The sequence below is a fragment of the Paenibacillus sp. EKM301P genome (assembly GCF_011800295.1).
Lineage (GTDB): Bacteria > Bacillota > Bacilli > Paenibacillales > Paenibacillaceae > Paenibacillus > Paenibacillus polymyxa.
Genome location: NZ_JAALFM010000011.1, coordinates 1 through 21,646 on the forward strand (window position 1 = coordinate 1; position 21,646 = coordinate 21,646).

The following is a 21,646-nucleotide window of genomic DNA, read 5'->3' on the forward strand; positions in this document are numbered from 1 at the left end:
CAAACGTTCCACAGCTACCTGCTGGAAGCCCGAGAACGTACGCTGCAAGCCTTCGAGCATCAGGATTATCCGCTTGAGGAGTTGGTGGAAAAGCTGGATGTAGCGCGGGATGCAAGCCGTAATCCGTTGTTTGACACCATGTTTGTACTGCAAAATACGGAGTCACAGGAAGCGCAGCTTGAAACACTGTCCTTTAGTCCGTATGTTCAGGAACACAGGACCTCCAAATTCGATTTGACCTTGTCCGTGAGTGATGAAGACGGGCAGATCAAGGGTTCCTTCGAATATTGCACAAAGCTGTTTGGCGCAGATGCTATTGAACGATTAACCGGAGATTTGATAGCGATCCTGTCACAGGTTGGAGCCAATCCAGATTTGCTATTAAGCGAAATTCAGGTGAACTCGGACGAGCAGCCGGAAGGCTTCTCGCCAGATTCCATCGACTTTGTTTTCTAAATCAGTTTTCTAAAAAGAAATGATTTCACTTTGCATGCGCAGAGGGCGGCGGCTTGTCCGACTGCCCTTGCCTGCAAAGTATTAATTTTCCGACACATTGCTCAATTACGTAACAAAGCACCATTCCAACAGGGGTACAGACCCCATGAAGCAGGAGGGATGTCATTGAAAGCCTTATTTGAGAAGGAAAAAAACTACTGGAGTCATAAGCTGGAATCTGAGGATCATATCACTTGCTTGCCATACACCAATCATGTGTCCAAGGATACAGCTGCAACGAGTTCTAATTTTCTTACGTACACGCTCACATTTCCATCTGAAATTTCCCAAAGAATATTATCTATAACAGGTGGAGCTCCATGGGCCGTGTTTATGGTTCTGCTGGCTGGAGTTGAAAGCTTATTGTATAAATACACAGGTGAGGAAAGTGTGCTGCTGGGCATTCCAGTAGCCAAGTCTGGCAACAGTACTGCAAAGCCGATTAACCATCTGATTTTACTGAAAAACACGCTGGATTCCTCGACAACCTTCAAAACCTTGCTGTCCCAAATCAAAACTTCTGTCAGCGAAGCAATTGAACACCAAAATATTCCTTTTTGGAACTATACCGAGGGGCTTGAAATTCCACGTAACGAGAACGATAAGCCTCTTATTCACACCACTGCATCCCTGCAAAATATCCACACTTCTTATTTTATGAATCATGTGCAATCTGAACTGGATTTTCAATTTCAATGGGAAAATGCAGTGGTTTCCCTGAATGTGACATACAGTAGCGACCGTTATGACCAGATGACGATTGAACGCTTTGTTGAGCAACTAATACGGCTGTACACCGTTGTTTTGCATCAGCCTGAGCTGGAGATTTACACAGCACAAGTGCTGTCAGAGCAAGAAGTGGAGCAATTGGTTCATACCTTCAACGATACAGTTGTGGATTATCCAAGTCATGCGTCCATTCATGAATTGTTCGAGATGCAGGCGAAGCAGGTACCACACCAGGTGGCAGTAGTATCCGGACAAGATAGCCTGACCTATGGAGAATTAAATGAAAAGGCTAACCGACTGGCTCATTCTTTACGTAAGCAGGAAATTCACACCGAGCAGACGGTCGGCATTATAGCTGAACGATCGATAGAGATGATCGTAGGTATGCTCGCGATTCTTAAAGCGGGCGGGGTGTATGTTCCGATTGACTCTGAATACCCGGACGAGCGCGTGCGCTATTTGCTGGAGGATTCCGGTGCCGAAATACTACTTGTGCAGAAAATAGAACATCGGCCCACTGATTTTAAGGGAATGGTGCTTGACCTGAGTGATGCCGCGATTTATGGAACGGATGATGCAGATCGTTACGATCCAATCTTGCCGAATGATCATGGAACAAATACGGATATGGCTGATATGGCATACGTGGACTGCCTAAATCCGTTTTACTCTATTTCCGCCAGTTCCGAACTTGCTTCTACTACAACCACCCCAACAGAAGCTACGCAATCAGAACATGCTAAACCAATACATCCGGTTTACGCAGCTGATCGTTTGGCTTACATTATGTACACTTCTGGTACAACAGGCCAGCCCAAAGGCGTTATGGTGGAGCATCGCAATGTCGTGCGTTTGGTGAAAAATACAAACTATGCACACTTGGATGCGGACACGCGCATTTTGCAGACCGGGTCTGTTGTCTTTGACGCGTCTACCTTCGAAATTTGGGGGGCGCTATTGAACGGTGGACAGCTGGTACTGGTGAGCCAGGATGTCATTTTGGACGCACCTAGACTTAAGGCAGCTGTCCGTAATCATGGCATTACCACGATGTGGCTGACCGCGCCGCTCTTTAATCAGCTTTCCCAGCAGGATTTGGAACTGTTCGAGGGAATACAGGAGTTGCTGGTCGGTGGCGATGTGCTGTCCGTACCGCATATTAACCGGGTACTGAAGGCTCATCCGAACCTGCGGATCATTAACGGCTATGGTCCTACAGAAAATACGACCTTTTCTACTACGCATGCCATTACCGGCGTCCAATCAGAAGCCGTGCCCATTGGCAGCCCGATCCATAACTCAACGGCATATGTCGTGGACCGTTCGATGCAGCTTCAGCCGATTGGAGCGTGGGGAGAACTGCTCGTTGGCGGTGACGGGGTGGCTCGTGGATACTGCAACCGCCCGGACCTGACAAGCGAAAAGTTCATCAACAGTCCGTTTCGTAACGGCGAACGCTGCTATCGAACAGGGGACCTGGTGCGGTGGAATGCGGACGGGACGCTGGAATACAAAGGGCGGATCGACGCACAAGTGAAAATCCGGGGCTATCGGATTGAATTGGGCGAGGTGGAAGCGCAGCTGTTGAAGCTGGAGGCAGTCCGAGAAGCAGTTGTGATTGCACGGGAGGATGAGCAGGGGCAAAAGCAGCTCTGCGCTTATGTGGTAACCCATGCGGATGTACAGTTAAGTGAGCTTCGCAGTGCTTTGAACCGAGAGCTACCAAGTTATATGGTGCCGTCGTATTTTGTACAGCTGGAACAATTACCCTTGACACCTAATGGCAAGGTGGATCGCCGGGCGTTGCCGCGACCCGAGGGAGGCATAAGCTCAGGCGCAGAATATGTACCTCCTCAAAATCAATTACAAGCACAACTGGTCAGCATCTGGAAAGAAGTGCTTGAAATTGAACGTATTGGCATTAAGGATAACTTTTTTGAAGCAGGAGGACATTCCCTGCGGGCGACACATGTCATATCACTCATCCATAAGCAATTGCATAAAAATGTGCAGCTAAAGGATCTATTCCAGCACCCAACCATCGAACAGTTTGCGCAGGTTATTGAAGCACTGGAGCAAACCACCTATGAATCCATCCCTGTTTCGGAGAATAAGCCATTTTATGCGGTATCTTCGGCCCAAAAACGGATGTATATTCTCAATCAGCTTGATGGAGCGGGAATTAGCTATAACATACCCGGAGCCCTGACACTGATCGGTTCACTTGATCATAAGGCACTGGATAATGCGTTCCGTCAGCTTATTGACCGCCATGAAACATTGCGAACGAGCTTTGAGACCATGAATGGTGAACCTGTCCAGCGAGTACATAACGAGGTTTCTTTTCGCGTGGAGTTGATTCATGCCCCCGGAGCTGACCAGAGGGAGACAGATGAGCTGGTGCATGGCTTTGTCCAGCCATTCAATCTTGAGCAGGCTCCGCTGTTCCGGGCTGGTCTGATTGAAATTAGTCCAGAGCATCATATTTTGCTGTTGGATATGCATCACATCATTTCTGACGGCACCTCTATAAATGTATTGATTCAGGACTTCATCCACTTATATGCAGGGGATACGCTTCCGTCGCTGCGTATTCAGTATAAGGACTACGCTGCTTGGCAGCGGGAGCAGCAACAAAGTGAACGCTATCAAGAACAGGAAGACTACTGGCTCAATACCTTCGCAGGAGAGCTGCCTGTGCTGGATATTCCGACTGATTATCCACGTCCGGCGGTGAGAAGCTTTGAAGGGGATGTACTGGAATTTACGCTCGATCAACGGCAAAGCGAAGGATTAAAAAGCATTGCGATGCAGACCGAATCGACTTTATATATGGTGCTGTTGGCTGCCTATACGACTTTGCTTAGCCAATACAGCGGGCAGGAGGATATCATTGTCGGTTCACCAATCGCGGGACGGCCTCATGCTGATCTTGGCAATCTGATCGGTATGTTCGTCAATACACTGGCAATCCGTAATTATCCGGAAGGCGGGAAAACATTCCGCGATTATGTGCTGGAGGTCAAGGATAACGCGTTAAAGGCTTTTGAACATCAGGATTATCCGTTCGAAGAGCTGGTAGAAAAGCTGGGTGTGGATCGAGATTTAAGCCGCAATCCGTTATTTGATACCATGTTTGCTCTACAAAACCTGGAACAAACAGAGCAGCAGCTGGCAGAGCTGCAATTAGCACCTTATCCAAGTGAACAAACGACGGCTAAATTTGATCTAAGTCTGTTCGCGCAGGAGGATGGGGAACAAATTGCCTGCGGTTTTCAATACGGAACCCGTTTGTACAAACGCGAAACCATCGAACGACTGGCTGTACATTTACAGCAGCTAATCAATGTGGTTATCGAACAGCCGGAGATCGCTCTTGCGGCTATAGAAATGGTTTCGACTCAAGAAAAAGAGCAGCTGGTGAAGCAATTCAGCACTACAGCAGCAGACTCTCCGTATCCACGGGATCAATTAATGCATGTGCTGTTCGAGGAACAGGTTGCACAGTCGCCAGATCGACTAGCGATCACCTTTGCGGACACACAGCTCACTTATCGCGAGCTGAATGAGCGTTCCGATCGTTTGGCATGCATCCTTACTTCCCATGGGATACGGCACGGGTCCGGAACTCAGATACAGCGAGTAGGGATAGTGGCTGAGCGTTCCATTGAAATGGTCGTGGGCATGCTGGCTATTTTGAAGGCAGGGGGGGCTTACGTTCCTATTGATCCCGAGTATCCGGAAGAGCGCATCCGATATTTACTAGAGGATTCCGGTGCCGAGCTGTTACTGTCACAGCGACGTGAGCAGGTTTCTTTTGAACCAGGTATTCCAGTCATCGATTTGAGCGATGCGCAACTATGGAGCAGCGAATTTGAAGGCTACACTCATACCCATGGATCAGATGCCATTTCAAATGGGGGATCTGCCTTAGATCTTTCGCATGTCATATACACCTCTGGTACGACAGGCAAGCCGAAAGGCGTTATGGTCAATCACCGTAATGTCGTACGATTGGTGAGGAGCACTAGCTACGCCACGCTTGACGAAAATACGCGTATGCTGCAAATGGGTGCAGTTGTATTCGATGCCTCCACATTTGAAATCTGGGGAACGCTGCTGAACGGTGGCCAATTATATGTAGTAAATCATGACACTATTTTGGATGCTGCCAAGTTCAAACAGGCGATGAATAAGTATCGGATTAACACCATGTTCATGACCACGGCTTTATTTAATCAGCATTCACAGCAAGACATTGAAGTGTTTGCATCCCTGAAGGAATTGCTCGTGGGTGGTGATGTGATGTCCGTACCACACGCTAACCGCGTGCTGAAGGAGTACCCGCACCTTCGATTGAGTAATGTTTATGGGCCGACGGAGAACACAACCTTTTCCACCACCTATGAAATTATGGAACCGCAAACTCAAGGTGTTCCCATTGGCCGTCCGATTAATCATTCCACCGTTTATGTGGTCAATCGTTCGTTAAAATTGCAGCCTGTGGGGGCATGGGGCGAACTATTTCTCGGTGGCGATGGCGTGGCACTCGGGTATCTGAATCGGCCTGAGCTTACGGCAGAAAAGTTTATTGAAAGTCCATTCCGGCCTGGAGAATATTGCTATCGTACAGGGGATTTGGTGCGTTGGCGTGCTGATGGCGTACTGGAGTACAAGGGAAGAATGGATGAGCAGGTCAAAATTCGCGGCTACCGCATCGAACTGGGTGAAGTTGAAACCCGTTTGTCCACGATTGCAGGTGTGAAGGAATCGGTTGTGATAGTACGGCAGGACGATCACGGGCAAAAGCAGCTGTGTGCCTATTTTGTAACAGACAGCGAACTAAGCGCTAGTGACTTACGTAACGCTCTATCACAGGATCTGCCGAGCTATATGGTGCCTTCTTACTTTGTACGTCTTTCCAGACTGCCTTTGACGCTAAATGGCAAAGTAGACCGCAGGGCACTACCTCTGCCTGAGCATAATCTCGATACAGGCATGGATTATGTGGCACCTGAAACGGATGTTCAACAAGCACTGGCTGCGGCTTGGGGCGCCATCCTAGGTATTCAGAAGGTTGGGATACAGGATAACTTCTTCCATTTGGGTGGCGACTCCATCAAGGCCATTCAAGTATCGTCTCGCTTGTTTCAGGCTGGATACAAGCTGGAAATGAAAGACTTGTTTAAATACCCGACAATTGCGGATCTAAGTACTTATATTCAGCCAGTTAACCGAGTAGCCGAGCAGGGCGAGGTTACCGGAAATGTTGTGCTTACACCGATTCAGCGCTGGTTCTTTGAACAGCCAACAGGTGAACCACACTATTTCAACCAATCGGTCATGCTCTATCGGCAGGAAGGCTATGACGAACAGGCACTTCGGCAGGCGCTCCATCAGATTACAACGCATCATGATGCATTGCGTATGATTTTTCGGTCGTCGGAGAACGGATATACAGCATGGAACCGAGGTGTAGATGAAGGCGAACCGTACCATTTGGAGTGCTTTGACTATAGGAACAGTGATGCTATTGAAGGGAACTTGGCGAAGATAATTGAAGCCAAATGCAATGAAATTCAATCTGGTATTTCTCTAAGCGAAGGGCCGTTGATGAGGCTCGGCCTGTTCCGTTGCCCGGATGGGGATCATCTGCTGGTCGCAATTCATCATTTGGTGGTAGATGGAGTGTCCTGGCGCATCTTATTTGAGGACTTGGCGACAGCTTATGAGCAAGCCTCCAAGGGTGAGCAGGTGATTCAGTTACCTCACAAGACGGATTCGTTCCAAACGTGGGCCGAAAAGCTGCACGCCTATGCCAACAGTCCGGCCATGGAACGTGAGCGGGCGTATTGGGAGGAGCTTGCACAAGCGGAACTGGCTCCTTTGCCGCAGGATTACGGACATAACGAGCACGATAAGCCATTGATTGGCGATAGTGAGTCGGTTACTGCTTTATGGACAAATGCAGAGACAGAGCAACTGCTCAAGCAGGCCAATCGTGCCTACCGTACAGAAATTAATGACCTGTTGCTGACTGCGGTAGGAATGGCGTTACAGGCATGGAGCGGAAATGATCGTTTCCTGATAAATCTAGAGGGACATGGACGTGAACCCATTTTATCAGAGGTGGATATTACCCGGACGATAGGGTGGTTTACAAGCCAATATCCTGTTTTACTCGATATGCCAGAAGAGACTGCTCTTTCACAGCGAATCAAACATGTGAAGGAAGGACTGCGCAGTATCCCGCAAAAAGGGATCGGCTACGGCGCACTGAAATATTTATTCGACCGTCAGACACAGGCATCGGAGGGACCTTCAGCCATATTTACGACAGCTCCTGAAATTAGTTTTAACTATTTGGGACAGTTCGATCAGGATATGAAAGGAAACGACTTGCAGTCATCCCCATATGAGGGGGGGATGCCACTTAGCCCGACCATGGCTCGGACATATACACTGGATTTTGGCGGCATCATTTCGGGAGGTCAGTTGGGGCTGACAATTAGCTATAGCCGTACCAGCTACCGACCAGAGACGATTGAGCGATTGGCGAGATTACTGGAATCGAGCTTGCGCGAAATTTTGACACATTGCACCCATAAAGAACACCCAGAGCTGACCCCAAGTGATATTTCCTATAAAGGAATGAGTGTGGAGGGCTTGGACAGCCTGTTATCTGAAATGGGCGCTGCGGGTGAGATCGACAATGTATATGCACTAACCCCGATGCAGAAAGGGATGTTGTTTCACAGCCAGCTTGATAGTCAAGCAGCCGCGAATGACGCGTATTTTGAGCAGGTTTCTTATGATATGCGGGGTCGGATGGACATCGGGAATTTTGCAGAAAGCCTGAATATGCTGGTTCGGCGACACGAGGCGCTACGTACACATTTTTATTTCGGCCGGGATACGGAGCCGTTGCAGGTGGTCTACCGAAATCGGGATTGTGGCTTCTATTACGAAGATTTACGCGAGTTGGATAGCGATACAAGGGGCATTTGGCTGAAGAACTTCAAGTTGGAAGATAAAGCAAGGGGATTTGATCTGCGTCGGGATGTCCTGATGCGTATAGCGATTTTGCGCACCGGGGAAGACAGTTACCATATTGTGTGGAGCTTCCATCATATCGTCATGGACGGCTGGTGTCTGTCCCTAATAAATAAAGAAGTGTTTGAGAGCTATGCAGCGCTTCAGGAGGGCAGAGTGCCAGAGCTGGCACCGGCAGTGCCGTACAGCCGCTTTATTGAATGGCTGGAAGCACAGGATCGCAAGGCGGCAACTGATTACTGGAGCAGCTATTTATCCGGGTATGAGCAGCAAACAGCACTACCAGCTGTAAAATCCGGCCGCAAGAGTGGAGGCTATACAGCTAGTGATTGGGTGACGGTTTTGGAGCGTGAGCTTACCCTCCGGGTGGAGGAGACGGCTAAGCGATATCAGGTAACCATGAATACGTTATTACAAACCGTATGGGGAATTGTGCTACAAAAATATAACAACCACTGTGATGTCGTATTTGGTAGTGTCGTCTCAGGCCGTCCATCGGATATTATCGGAGTCGAGGGTATTATCGGCTTGTTCATTAATACCATTCCCGTTCGCATCCTTAGTGAGGCAGGGGAATCTTTTGCAGAAGTTATGAAGAAAACGCAGGAACAGGCGCTGGCTTCTCATGCGTATGATACGTACCCACTGTTTGAAATTCAGGCATTGACTGACCAGAAACAGGATTTAATTAACCATATTATGGTGTTTGAAAATTATCCGGTGGATGAGCAGGTCGAGGAGATGGAAATTGATGGGCAGGAACTTTCCCCGATTTCCAACGTGGTAGCTCTTGAGCAGACCAACTATGATCTGAATGTAGTTGTAATGCCGGGAGAATGCGTGAAGATTCGTTTTATGTATAATGCGTTAAATTATGATCAAACAGACATTGAGCGTCTGCATGGACATTTTGTGAACCTGTTGGAGCAAACTTTGCTTAACCCAAATGTTCGCGTAGAAGAGCTGGAACTGGTTACAGCGGCGGAAAAACAGCAAATTACTGGAGAGTTTAATGACACTTCCTCTGCATATCCAGACAATCAGACGATTCATAAACTGTTTGAGGAGCAGGCAGAACGCACACCAGATCATATTGCCGTAGCTTTGGGTCATCAAACATTGACCTATCGGGAGCTCAATGAGACAGCCAATCGATTAGCGCGTACACTGCGGGATGCAGGGGTCAAACCTGATGAACCTGTTGGCATTTTGACGGAGCGCTCGTTGGATATGATTACGGGAACACTTGCCATTTTGAAGGCTGGAGGCGCGTATGTGCCGATAGATTCTCAATATCCAGAGGATCGTATCCGTTATATGCTAGAGGACTCGGGAGCCAAGCTACTGTTGGCTCAGCAGGATTTATTGGATCGGTGCTATTTTGACGGACAGATTGTCAATCTGAATGATGATAAGTCGTACAGTGCAGATGCTTCCAATCCGGGTATAGATGGAGCGAGTAATCATGCCGCTTATGTCATTTATACCTCAGGCTCAACAGGTAAGCCTAAGGGTGTCGTAGTTGAGCACCGAAGTGTTGTGCGTCTCGTCCGCAATACGGATTATGTCCCATTTGATGAATCAACCCGAATGCTGCAGACATGTGCGTTTGTATTTGATGTATCTACATTTGAAATTTGGGGTGCACTGCTGAACGGCGGTCAGCTTGTTCTCTTGCATAAGGATGATCTTTTGGACGCAGCCAAGATGAAAGAGACGATACAGGATCATCACGTCAACATGATGTGGCTGACCACACCATTATTTAATCAGCTTTCGCAGCAGGATAGTAAACTTTTTGGTGATGTGAAGTATTTGTTGGTTGGTGGTGATGTTTTGTCTGCACCCCATATTAACCGGGTCCTGCGCGATAATCCGCATATGAACATCATTAATGGCTATGGACCAACGGAAAATACAACCTTTTCGACGACATATCACATTACGGAAGAACAGCTGGATTCTGTGCCAATCGGACGTCCCATTTGCAATTCGACGGCGTATGTTGTGGACTCATCATTTAACTTGCAACCGGTCGGAGCCTGGGGTGAGCTGGTTGTTGGTGGAGACGGAGTTGCGCGTGGTTATTTGAATCGTCCTGAACTGACGGCTGAGAGATTTCTTGCTAATCCGTGGGTGGACGGAGATCGCCTGTACTGTACTGGGGACCTTGTTCGCTGGCGTGAAGACGGCATACTGGAATACGCTGGACGGATTGATCAACAGGTTAAAATTCGCGGTTACCGGATTGAGCTGGGCGAGGTGGAGACGAGACTGGCAAGTGTACCTTCTGTACGGGATAGCGTTGTTATCGCTTTGCGGGATGGAGCAGGTCAGCAGCAATTATGTGCTTACTTCACTGCCGATGAACAGCTGACCATCCGTGAGCTTCGAACTGTGATGTCGGCCAGTCTGCCGAGCTATATGATTCCGTCCGCTTTTGTACAGCTGGATCGGTTTCCACTAACGACTAACGGCAAAATTGACCGTAAAGCTTTACCTGTGCCGGACAAAGCATTGCACACGGGGATAGAATATGTCGCACCACGAACCGATGTGGAGCAGTTGCTGGCAGCTATTTGGCAGGAGGTGCTTGAAATCCCGCAAGTGGGAATCCACGATGACTTTTTCACGTTGGGTGGACATTCCTTGAAAGTACTGGAGCTTATACGCAAAGTTCGTCTTGCTACAGATATTGAGCTGCCCATCCGTAGTGTTCTGGAGTTCCCGACCATAGAAGAGCAGGCGCTCACATTATTGAAAGCCGATCTGGACTACAAGGTCGATAGTCCAATCATTCGGTTGAATGAACACGGTCCGGTTTCCATCTTCTGCTTTCCTCCTATGCTTGGATACGGACTGTCGTTCGCAGAGCTTGCAAAACAACTGGACCAAGATGCAGTTGTGTATGGATTAGAGTTCGTAGATGATGTTACGGATGAGCAGGCAATGTTGGCACGATATGTTGATTTAATCATCAGCACGCAGGCGCAAGGTCCGTATGTGCTGCTTGGTTATTCTATAGGTGGGAATCTGGCGCATAAGGTTGCCGGCACACTGGAGCACCAAGGTCATACTGTATCCGATATTTTAATGCTCGATTCGGTCAAAAGGGCAGAAGCTCTGCCTTTCACAGATGAAGAAACAGAGCAGGAAATTCATGCCATGCTGGAACAGGTTCCCGAATCCTATCGTGAGCTGTTGAATGAAACGTACCAGCGTAAAATGATCGCTTATGCGGTGTATGGCAACCAGCTTGTGAACACAGAAAATGTTCAGGCGAATATTCATGGCTTTGTTGCCGCTGGATCGGAAACGGTGAAGGGCACAGGAGATAATAAACTTTTATGGAAAGATGCTACACAAGGAAGCTATGAAGAGCATAGCTTGATTGGTAATCATTATGAACTGCTGGAACCCGGATTTATCGAAGAAAATGTAAAATGTATCCGTGCCACAATACACAAGATAACCCGGAACATGGGCAAAGACGAGACACAAGGATTGGCCCATCATAATTCTTGAAAACTTACATTCGATGATTTAACTAACTGGAATTACTAATTTTATCTGTAATGTATGAATCCTGATCGAACAGGTAAGAAGCCTTCTGCTTACGCGATTCGATCAGGATTCGCTTTATCATGCGCACTCCCGCGAGGGAAGTGCGATGATTCCATAGCGCCATGCTGATGGCTCCCATACGGAGTGTAAATATCTGCTCCGCTATGCAATCACCGCACGGTTTAAATCATGAAATCAACTTCATAGGTAAGGAGGGTACTTCAATATGAAGAATAGAGGTATTGGCTACCTATCCGCATTCTTAACAACGTTGTTTCTTTGGAATCTGCTCATTAATTCAGCATGGGCAGCAGATAGTATAACACCTAATTCAGTGGAAAAAGCAGTGGACGATATCATGAGTACAGAATTGGAAAAATTGCATATTCCGGGAGCGGCCGTCGTTGTGACCCAGGAAGACCAAATTCTTTTTAGTAAAGGATATGGATATGCAGACCTGGAGCGGAAAATGGTATTCGACCCGGCAAAGACCATTGTTCGTGTTGGCTCGCTAACCAAATCATTTAGTGCAAGTGCCACAATGCAACTGGTCGAGCAAAACAAGCTTGATTTGAATGAAGACGTGAACAGCTATCTCCACAGCTATAAAGCTTCGCAATACCAAAATCATCCTTTTAATCTGCATCAGCTTCTGACACATACTGCGGGATTAGATGAAGCGATATACGACATTAACAGCTCAACTCGCGCAGGCGTTTTACCTACAGAGCAGTATCTCAGCACGTATTTTCAAAATCAGCCACCTATCCGCAAACCTGGAATTCAGTATGAATACAGTAATGTCGCCTTCGGTCTGATCGGTAATATCGTGGAGCAAGTAACCGGTCAGGGACTGAATGATTACTTTCGTACACATCTATTCCAGCCTATGAATATGCCCAGCGCGACACTGGAGTTGCCATTAAATCATCCAGAATTGGCGCAATCGTATCAGTGGAAGCATGGAGCTTATGTGAAACAACCCTTATCGTATATCAATCTGCCGGGAGCAGGAGCGTTGAACGTCACACCCAACGAATTTTCCCACTATCTGATCACTCATTTAAACCAAGGAGAGTATGAGGGCAAAGCGGTACTCCAGCCACAAACGGTAAAAGTGATGCATGCACAGCAATTTGCAGCGGATGCCCGTCTGGATGGCTTGGGCTACGGATTTTTCCGTGGTCAACTGAAGACGGGAGTACCCATGTTGTGGGCTACTGGAGAAATTGATGATTTTATTTCCGAAATGGTACTGATTCCATCCCAAAAGATCGGTATTTTTGTGACCATCAATTCAGCTGACACAGACACCCTGCTTCATGGAAAAGTCATCAATACGATAGCTCAAATGCTGCCCGCAAAGCCGCAGGCCGCTTCTCAGTCACTGGCTCGTTCTGTCACGCAAGTGAAGCTTTCGCCAGAGATCGAGGGCGTATATCAGGTGGATACTACTCCTGTTCATGGGTGGGGAAAATGGATTCGGATACTGGGAAGCATTAAATACACCGTTCATATTCAAGATGATCATACGCTAATTGTTAAAGGAAAATACCCGGATCAGAATGAAGCAACAGACAAAGTTTTTCAAGCAGCAGGTGATGGGCTGTTTGTGGAAAAGGGGGGCCAGCTTAAAATTTTGCTGTATCAGGAAAAGGGTACGTGGATGATGATTGCCCCGGATAGTAAGACCATGAAGCAGACGACACTTTGGCACCGTACCTGGACGCTACTCGTCAGCTATGCAGCCGCATCCTTATTTTTCGTCACAACCCTACTGATATGGATCATAAGATATGTGATCAGAGTTATCCGCAAAACGAATAATCACATTTCGTCCAACCTGGCATACATCGCGTTACTAAATACGATTTTTCTCGGGGTACAGGTCGTCTATGGTAACAATCAGATGGTGTATGGCTATTCCGCCTGGTATATCTGGGGAATTTGCACGCTGCCGCTCATTTCAGCACTCATTGCCGTGTGGGTATTGATCGTGAATGGCACCAAGCTGATTACAGGGGAAAAAAGAGTCCGGGCTGCCGGGAAAATTGTATTTGCGATACTCACTTTGCTGCATACAGCCTATCTTTTTTATTGGAATTTCCTTCCTTTTCATTATTCCTAAAGATTTACAAAACAACGCATGTCCGCACATAAATGAATGCTAACATTTATATTTAGTGCCCCTCTGAGAGGGGCCTTAAACCAATTAACAGGAGGAATAGAATGGGAATCTTTCGTCGTTTTACATCCCGCAGCTTCAAATACGCAACAGCTATGGTTTTCACTTTATCGTTGTACGCCGGTGTTGTGGGCGGCATGCAACCGGCACGCGCAGAAGGCCCGGCAGACCCGGCCCCTTTCATTGCAGCCAAAGTGGTCAACGAAAACGCTGGTAAAAAAGTGTTGTTCGATAATACACATGGACAGACAGCCGGCGCAGCAGATTGGGTGATTGATGGTGGATTTTCAGATTTTGGCCAAGCCCTTGCAAACAATGGCTACGATGTTCATGAACTTCGCCAATCTACACCTATTACTTATAATGATTTAAAGAATTATGATGTATTTGTGACAGCGGAGCCCAATATCCCTTTTAAACAAAGCGAACAGGCCGCAATGGAACAGTATGTTAAAGCAGGCAATAGCATTTTTTTCATTGGTGATCATTATAACGCCGACCGCAACAAGAATCGCTGGGACGGATCGGAAAGTATCAATGGGTACCGTCGTGGTGCATGGGAAGACCCTGCAAAGGGAATGAGTGAGGAAGAAAAAGGCTCGGCAGCGATGCAGGGCGTGGTTAGCTCAGATTGGCTGGGTAACCAGTTTGGTATACGCTTTCGCTACAATGCATTAGGCGATATCACGGCTAATCAGATTGTTGAACCTGCCCAGGCGTTCGACATTACAGCAGGAGTGAGTAATGTGGCAATGCACGCAGGATCAACATTGGCGATTATTGACCCGACCAAAGCCAAGGGGATCGTATATCTGCCTAAAACCAATCAGGCTTGGGGGAATGCAGTAGATCAGGGCGTTTATAACGGAGGTGGTATAGCGGAAGGACCTTATGCAGCTGTAGCAAAAGTAGGTCTAGGCAAAGCTGCTTTTATTGGGGATTCATCTCCTGTTGAAGATGCAACGCCGAAATATCTGCGTGAAGAGACAGGAACCAAGAAGACAACGTATGACGGCTTTAAGGAGCAGGATGACGCTGTGTTACTGGTCAATATCGTCGATTGGTTGTCCAAGAAGGAGGAGTATACCAGCCTGTCGGATGTAAAAAACTTACAGCTAGATCAGCCGACGGCATTGCTGTCTTTTGAAGCTCCTCAGGCTTCCACGGAACCGCAAGCCGAGCCTTGGTCCGCTCCTGCAGCCGGCTACAAATGGTGGGATCAGCGAACGTTCAAGGCCGGCTCCTATGGCGGACTTACAGCCAGTGCGCAGCCTGTGTACAGCATCGTTCGGCAGGAGCAACTACCGAATGCACAGCCTTTTCAAATTCGCATAGTTGCCGACCAACTGGCTCCCAATAGTACGATTAGCGGATTCAGTGCAGGTATTTATGTAGCGGGCGGCAATCAAGTAGCCCAGATTCAAAATCCGGATGGAAGCTGGCCGACTTCTTACGGTTATAGCGGAACATTTAGTCTGGAATCCGACAGCAAGGGGCATGCCTATAGGGACCTGACGGTGCGGATCAAGCCGGGTACCAGCGGTGCAGCTAATCTTAGGCTGAGACAAAATGGCAGCAACCTGCTGACCCAATCGGTCGTGCTGGCAGATGTCCCAGCCCAGCCGTTGCCTGAGGAAGGCAATACAATTCCGGCTCGTATCAGTGTCGCAGAAGCACGAACTCTTTCGGCTGGCAAAGTTGTGACCTTGGAGGGAGTTGTGACGACAGAACCAGGGGCTTTTGGCGGTCAAGCCTTTTACATGCAGGATGAAAGTGGCGGCATTTATGTATATCAAAACCAAAGCGGCTTTCACCAAGGTGATCGAGTAAAGATTACAGCAAGTTTGGCACTGTACAATGGTGAAGTCGAGTTGACTGATGCAGTGGCTATTGAAAAAACGGGAGAAGGACAACTTCCGCAAGCTGTGCAAGTCACCGAGCTCAGCGATGCGAATCAAGGACAGCTGGTTGAGCTTCCTACTGCCATTATTCGTAATATAATAGATGCAACTCCTGTAGGTTCGTTTGAATTTGATGCAGTAGCGGGTGAGGTTAGCCATCATGTGCGAGTTGATGCACGTACAGGCTTAACACGGACATCTTTTCCGTATCAAGAAGGACAGCAAGTGAAGCTGAAGGGAATTTCGGCGGTTTTCAAAGGAAATTATCAGTTAAAGCCGCGCGGGCTAGATGATTTTTCAGCTCAGACAGGCGCAGCTTTGCAGGAAGTAGAGCTTTCACTGGATCAAACAACATTTAACGTTGGGGATACAGCAGCCACACATCTCAAGGGTACGCTCACAGATGGCAGCCAAGCTGATTTAAGTAATGCCTCTGTTCAGTATATCAGCAGCCATGAATCCGTTGCACTGGATACGTATGGAGAGCTTCGGGCCCTAAAAGAGGGGAGCGCCGAGATTACAGCGAGCGTCACCTTGGACGGTAAAACGGTCGTATCCAATCCAGTAACCGTTAGAGTCGAGAAAAACACTGTAGGTGAAGTGCCGGGTAAACCGGTGCTGTCTCATGATAACGGTCAGGACACCGGACTGAAGGATGGAGACTACAACATCACCATGAATCTGTGGTGGGGCACGAATGGTGATGAACTCAAGTTGTATGAAAATGACAAGCTGATTGCAACCCAATCGTTGCAAGCGGCTTCCCCTGAAGCACAGCATGCAGTCATTTCTGTTACAGGCAAGAGCAATGGAACCTACACGTATACTGCTGAGCTGATCAACGCTTCCGGTAAAACGGTTAGCGACCCGTTAACTGTCGAAGTGACCGATGCTACTCCTGGCATACCGGTGTTGTCTCATAACAATTGGGATGGTGACGGTAACTATACCCTGACAATGAACATGTGGTGGGGTACGAATGCAACCCAATACAACCTGTATGAAAATGGAGAGCTGATCGACACGCAGGTTCTGTCGAGCCAAAGTCCGCAGGCCCAAAGTGCTGTGACCAACATCCAAAATCAAAAGCCGGGTACATATGAGTATCGGGCCGAGTTAGTCAATGCTGCAGGAGAGGTTTCCAGTCAAACCATAAGTGTAGAAGTGAAGGAACGTTAATTCGAAATAATGAGCCGTTAAAAAGGAAGAGCATCTATTGACCTCGCGAGAGTCTATAGATGCTCTTTTTTGCGGGAATTAGCATTTTAGGATTGGGTTGGCGAAGCGGAAAGTCCCTCTATATCTGAGGAGCCATAGAAGATCATGGCAACTAGAATCACAATAATGATAAACTCTGCAAAAGATTCTCCATCAAACTCACTCACCACAACTATCTCCTTTCGCCACCTGTTAATTATTTATTTTCTGCGAAAAGGCTTGTATCACCTGATCCAACGTCATATTGCCGTTATCATTTAAAAATTTCACCATATTATCGACATTAGTAGGGGCAGATGCTAATGTTTTGTATTTTCCTGTGAGTCCTAAAAATAATGTTGCTTGTCTGTATAAAGTCACGGAATCGACGTTTAGTTTTCCTGTTAGTAGGAGGGCTGCGACTAGGATCTCTACATTTTTTCCTTGAAGTGCTGAAAAGATAGCCGAATTACTGTTTAATCCATTTTTCTTTTGACCGTTAGGGGGGGATTTGGATTTGCGATTCCCGTTCCCATTGCCATTCTTTCCTAAGGAAGCCATTGAATCTTCCTCCCGCCATACACTGCTCCTGCCTGATTTGCATGAAATTTGGGACAAGGGCAGTGGCACTGCACGTGCTCATTAAAATACGTTATGATCATACGATATGCGAACAAGAAAGCTTTGGTTACCATATGGATCACAGTGGTCGAAGGTAGCTGATTGCTATTTCCTGAATTTCTTTTCGCATGTTGGTCCAATTTAGAGTAAACTACAATAAAGCAAGCTAAATGAGCATTTTGCATCAATTCCAGGAGCTTTATCCAATTAGCAATAGATGGACCCTAACGGTTTAGCTCGTATATATTGTACCTTCGAGTATTGAACTTGAATTATGCAAAGTGCTGAAATAGGAGTTGAAATAAGACCATGTCGAATGAAGAAGTATTGTTAACTAAAGAGGGATTAGCCAAGCTGGAGGAAGAGCTCAAGGAACTGAAGACAGTAAAACGCAAGGAGCTAGCCGAACGCCTCAAGTTGGCCATCAGCTATGGAGATCTGAAGGAAAATAGTGAATATCACTCAGCCAAGGACGATCAGGCGTTTATGGAAACACGAATCATGGTCTTGGAAAAAATGTTGACCAAAGCTCGGATAGTGGATGAAAGTAATCTGGATCTTAAAACGGTCAGTATCGGTTCTACTGTTATTCTGAATGACATCGAATTTTCGGAGAAGGTGGAATACAAAGTTGTAAGTCCTGCGGAGGCAGATGTTCTGGACAACAAAATTTCCTATGAGAGTCCTTTAGGTAAGGCACTTTTGGGGAAAGAAGTGGGCAGTATCATTCATGTCGATGCACCTATGGCTGTAATCAAATATGAGTTGCTAGAAATTAAGCTCGCTTAGTCCATTCCCGATTCCCTTTATAAGGGGGCCGGGATTTTTCATTTCTCGCTATTTACATACCATCCCTGCGGAGTGCATTTGCACTCCACAAACTGGAAAGGATTTTTATTGCTTTGCTATCGTATTAAGATCAATCTGTCATTAGGAAGCCGGCTTGCTCCAATGCAGCACAGGCATCATTAATTTTATCTTCATCCGAAGCATGCAAGGTATGCAGGTGGATGCCTCCGGTCAGCTGGGACAAATACGTGGCTTGGGTGGAGCTGATCTTACGTATAAAATCGTCCACTTCTTTGCGAGTTCCGACCCGTATTGGAGCAGTCAGATCTCCATATACTGGATGCTCAACTATAACATCCTGCACACTGACACCGTAGTCTACAATTAGCTTTAATTCTTCTTCTGTTTGTTCAGGTCGGTGATTACACACAATAATACGAGAGGCTAAGGGAGCGGCTTGAGCCGCAGGTTCCATATAAATGTATCCTTGACTCGTTGCAAGTATAGGCTCTTGGCTTGCTTTTAACAGGGAAATATCTTGTACAATTACTTGTCTGGAAACGGAGGACCTGCGTGCCAGCTCGCTCCCGGTCAGCGGTGACTCGCTTTTGAGCCACAATAGCAGCTGTTCGCGGCGATCCGTACCTGACCGTTTTAAAGATTCAGTCAACGGGATAAGCTCCTTTCTTGTCGATGCGTCAGGTCTGTCAAAATATCTACCAGTACATTCAATTCCTCGATGGTGGTTGTCCTGCCGAAAGAAATACGGATAAATTGTAAGGCTTCACGTTCAGATGCTCCAAGTGCCTGTAAGGCAGGTGAAGGATTGTGATGTCCGGCGGCACATGCGCTTCCGGTAGATATACAGACACCGCTGCGATTACATTCCAGCATAACATATTGTCCCTCGTAACCGTGAAAAAAACATCCTACAATATGATGAAGCACTGCTTTTTTTTCGCTTTCCTCTACGACCCAACGTAATGGAATGGATCTTTCCTGAATTTTCGTAATAAAATATCTTCGCAGGGTAGCATATCGCTCCTGATGCATCTCCATCTGTTCCGTCATCATTTCTGCCGCTGTGACAAAGGCTGCAATCCCAGGAACATTAACTGTACCAGGACGAAATCCGTTTTCATGCAGTGTATCAGGATACACCGGACGCCATGGGGTTCCGGGTCTGAGATATGCAGCACCGACACCTTTGGGGCCATATACTTTATGGCTTGATATAGAGAGTGCATCCACTCCCATAGCTTCTACATCTATGTGAACATTCCCAAATGTTTGTACCGCATCACTGTGCAACATAATACCACGTTCGTGGAGCAGGGGAGACAAGGCAGCAAGATCCTGAATCAGCCCTGTCTCCGAATTGGCGTGTTGTATCGATACAAGCCCGGTGTTGTCTCTGAGATGGGGTACAAGAACTTCACGGGTTATTCGTCCTTCCTGATCCGGTTGTATAATAGTTAGCTCATAGCCCTGATGTTCTAGCAAAGTAGCAAGATTGTACATCGAGTGATGTTCCAAAGCGCTCATAATCCAATGCTTTTTGTCTGGCGGCAGCCCGTTCAGGATTGATTGCACGACCACCATATTGGATTCTGTGCCCCCTGATGTAAAATAGATGCCTTCCTTTTGCCCGCCAATCATTTTTGCCATTCGTTGCCTGCTGTAATCTAGTGTGTAGGCTGCTTGACCGCCTGCATCATGGAGGCTGCTGGCATTTCCGAACATTTCCTTATTCATTACGCTATATATATGCAAAGCTTCGTCACACATGGGTGTGGAAGCGGCGTAGTCCAGGTAAATCACAGCAAATCCTCCCCACTTAAAAATAATTCCATTCCAAAAACTCTTGAGATTATTGTAGGCATGTGTAAATATAGGTGTCAAGACACATGTAAATATGTTTTGTACACATAGCGGTTATCTATTCGTGAGCGAGGGACAGTCAGCCGCAACGATATGGAGGGAATCTAATGTCTATGCTAGACGTTTTACAAGGAAATCGTGGACTTATGCCAGAGCATTATAAAACACTGACGGTTGCTGACATGGAGCAACGCGTAGCCGAGCTGAAACAAAAATGGGGCTCAAAGCTGCTCATTCCGGGCCATCACTATCAGAAAGACGAGGTTATCCAATTTGCTGATATAACAGGAGATTCTCTACAGCTCGCTCAAATGGCGGCACAAAATCAGGAAGCGGAGTTTATTGTGTTCTGCGGGGTTCATTTTATGGCGGAGACAGCGGATATGCTGACTACCGACCGGCAAACCGTTGTTCTGCCGGATATGCGCGCAGGCTGCTCAATGGCAGATATGGCGAATATGGAGCAGACGGAACGAGCGTGGAAGCATTTGCAGGAGTTGGTTGGTGATACGATCATTCCGTTAACATATGTAAATTCCACAGCAGAGATTAAAGCCTTTGTAGGACGGCATGGCGGGGCTACAGTGACTTCTTCGAATGCCAAGCAGGTGCTAGACTGGGCACTGAAACAAAAGGAACGTATTTTATTTTTGCCGGATCAACATTTGGGACGCAATACAGCCCATGATCTTGGAATTCCGCTGGATGAAATGGCTGTATGGAATCCTATGACCGATCAGTTGGAGACTGAACGAAACCCGGCAACCGTAAAAATCGTTTTATGGAAAGGGCATTGTTCAGTTCATGAAAAATTTACGGTAGATCATATTCGCAACGTCCGTGAACGCGATAAAAATATCCGAGTCATCGTTCATCCCGAATGCTCTTATGAGGTTGTACAACTCGCAGATTGTGCTGGCTCCACCAAATTCATCATCGATACGATCCGTGCGGCAGAGCCGGGAACCCGTTGGGCCGTTGGCACAGAGATGAATCTCGTGCAACGAATTAGACAACAGCACCCTGAACAGCAGATTGAATCGCTCAATCCCGATATGTGTCCTTGTCTGACCATGAACCGGATCGATCTTCCGCATTTGCTGTGGGCAATGGAACAGATTGATCGGAGAGAGCCTGTAGGCGTAATTCGTGTGGATGCTCAGATCAGACAGGACGCTGTACAGGCACTGAATCGTATGCTTGCTATACGTTAAGTTTTACCGTTACGTAG

Annotated in this window: 10 protein-coding genes; 6 read left to right on the forward strand and 4 right to left on the reverse strand. The window is 47.2% G+C overall.

What is annotated here, in order from left to right; all coding sequences use genetic code 11:
* Positions 1-456: condensation domain-containing protein (locus tag HFD99_RS20400; RefSeq protein ID WP_238797249.1), on the forward strand; the 456-nt coding region annotated here is incomplete at its 5' end.
* A gap of 165 nt (positions 457-621) precedes the next feature.
* Entirely contained in the window at positions 622-11,802 is an 11,181-nt protein-coding gene (locus HFD99_RS20405) for a non-ribosomal peptide synthetase (protein ID WP_025364772.1), read from the forward strand.
* A 22-nt stretch (positions 11,803-11,824) separates the two neighbouring features.
* Here HFD99_RS20405 and HFD99_RS20410 read toward each other — a convergent pair whose 3' ends face one another.
* Positions 11,825-11,965, reverse strand: coding sequence for a hypothetical protein (locus HFD99_RS20410; RefSeq protein ID WP_016818937.1), 141 nt, complete (start codon positions 11,963-11,965; stop codon positions 11,825-11,827).
* 102 nt (positions 11,966-12,067) lie between these two features.
* Here HFD99_RS20410 and HFD99_RS20415 point away from each other — a divergent pair, with 102 nt between their 5' ends.
* Positions 12,068-13,969, forward strand: coding sequence for a serine hydrolase domain-containing protein (locus HFD99_RS20415; protein ID WP_039277231.1), 1,902 nt, complete (start codon positions 12,068-12,070; stop codon positions 13,967-13,969).
* Positions 13,970-14,070: 101 nt separating this feature from the next.
* Positions 14,071-17,106 carry a chitinase N-terminal domain-containing protein gene (locus tag HFD99_RS20420; RefSeq protein WP_039277232.1) on the forward strand — a complete coding sequence of 1,012 codons (3,036 nt, stop codon included), beginning with the start codon at positions 14,071-14,073 and terminating at the stop codon, positions 17,104-17,106.
* 231 nt (positions 17,107-17,337) lie between these two features.
* Here HFD99_RS20420 and HFD99_RS20425 read toward each other — a convergent pair whose 3' ends face one another.
* Entirely contained in the window at positions 17,338-17,685 is a 348-nt protein-coding gene (locus HFD99_RS20425; RefSeq protein WP_025364774.1) for a hypothetical protein, read from the reverse strand.
* A 369-nt stretch (positions 17,686-18,054) separates the two neighbouring features.
* Here HFD99_RS20425 and greA point away from each other — a divergent pair, with 369 nt between their 5' ends.
* A complete protein-coding gene (gene greA, locus HFD99_RS20430) occupies positions 18,055-18,534 on the forward strand; it encodes a transcription elongation factor GreA (RefSeq protein WP_016818942.1) in 480 nt (159 codons plus the stop codon).
* 130 nt (positions 18,535-18,664) lie between these two features.
* Here greA and HFD99_RS20435 read toward each other — a convergent pair whose 3' ends face one another.
* A complete protein-coding gene (locus tag HFD99_RS20435; protein WP_016818943.1) occupies positions 18,665-19,204 on the reverse strand; it encodes a transcription repressor NadR in 540 nt (179 codons plus the stop codon).
* Positions 19,201-20,355 carry an IscS subfamily cysteine desulfurase gene (locus tag HFD99_RS20440; protein WP_025364775.1) on the reverse strand — a complete coding sequence of 385 codons (1,155 nt, stop codon included), beginning with the start codon at positions 20,353-20,355 and terminating at the stop codon, positions 19,201-19,203. Before HFD99_RS20440 ends, HFD99_RS20435 begins: the two co-directional genes overlap by 4 nt.
* Before the next feature lie 167 nt (positions 20,356-20,522).
* Here HFD99_RS20440 and nadA point away from each other — a divergent pair, with 167 nt between their 5' ends.
* Positions 20,523-21,629, forward strand: a complete 1,107-nt coding sequence (nadA, locus tag HFD99_RS20445; RefSeq protein ID WP_025364776.1) for a quinolinate synthase NadA — start codon at positions 20,523-20,525, stop codon at positions 21,627-21,629.
* The last annotated feature ends 17 nt before the right edge of the window (positions 21,630-21,646 follow it).

Coding starts and splice junctions, on each gene's coding strand:
- HFD99_RS20410 (WP_016818937.1), bottom strand. CDS start 11,965: ATGGCGCTATGGAATCATCGCACTTCCCTCGCGGGAGTGCGCATGATA.
- HFD99_RS20415 (WP_039277231.1), top strand. CDS start 12,068: ATGAAGAATAGAGGTATTGGCTACCTATCCGCATTCTTAACAACGTTG.
- HFD99_RS20420 (WP_039277232.1), top strand. CDS start 14,071: ATGGGAATCTTTCGTCGTTTTACATCCCGCAGCTTCAAATACGCAACA.
- HFD99_RS20425 (WP_025364774.1), bottom strand. CDS start 17,685: ATGGCTTCCTTAGGAAAGAATGGCAATGGGAACGGGAATCGCAAATCC.
- greA (WP_016818942.1), top strand. CDS start 18,055: ATGTCGAATGAAGAAGTATTGTTAACTAAAGAGGGATTAGCCAAGCTG.
- nadA (WP_025364776.1), top strand. CDS start 20,523: ATGTCTATGCTAGACGTTTTACAAGGAAATCGTGGACTTATGCCAGAG.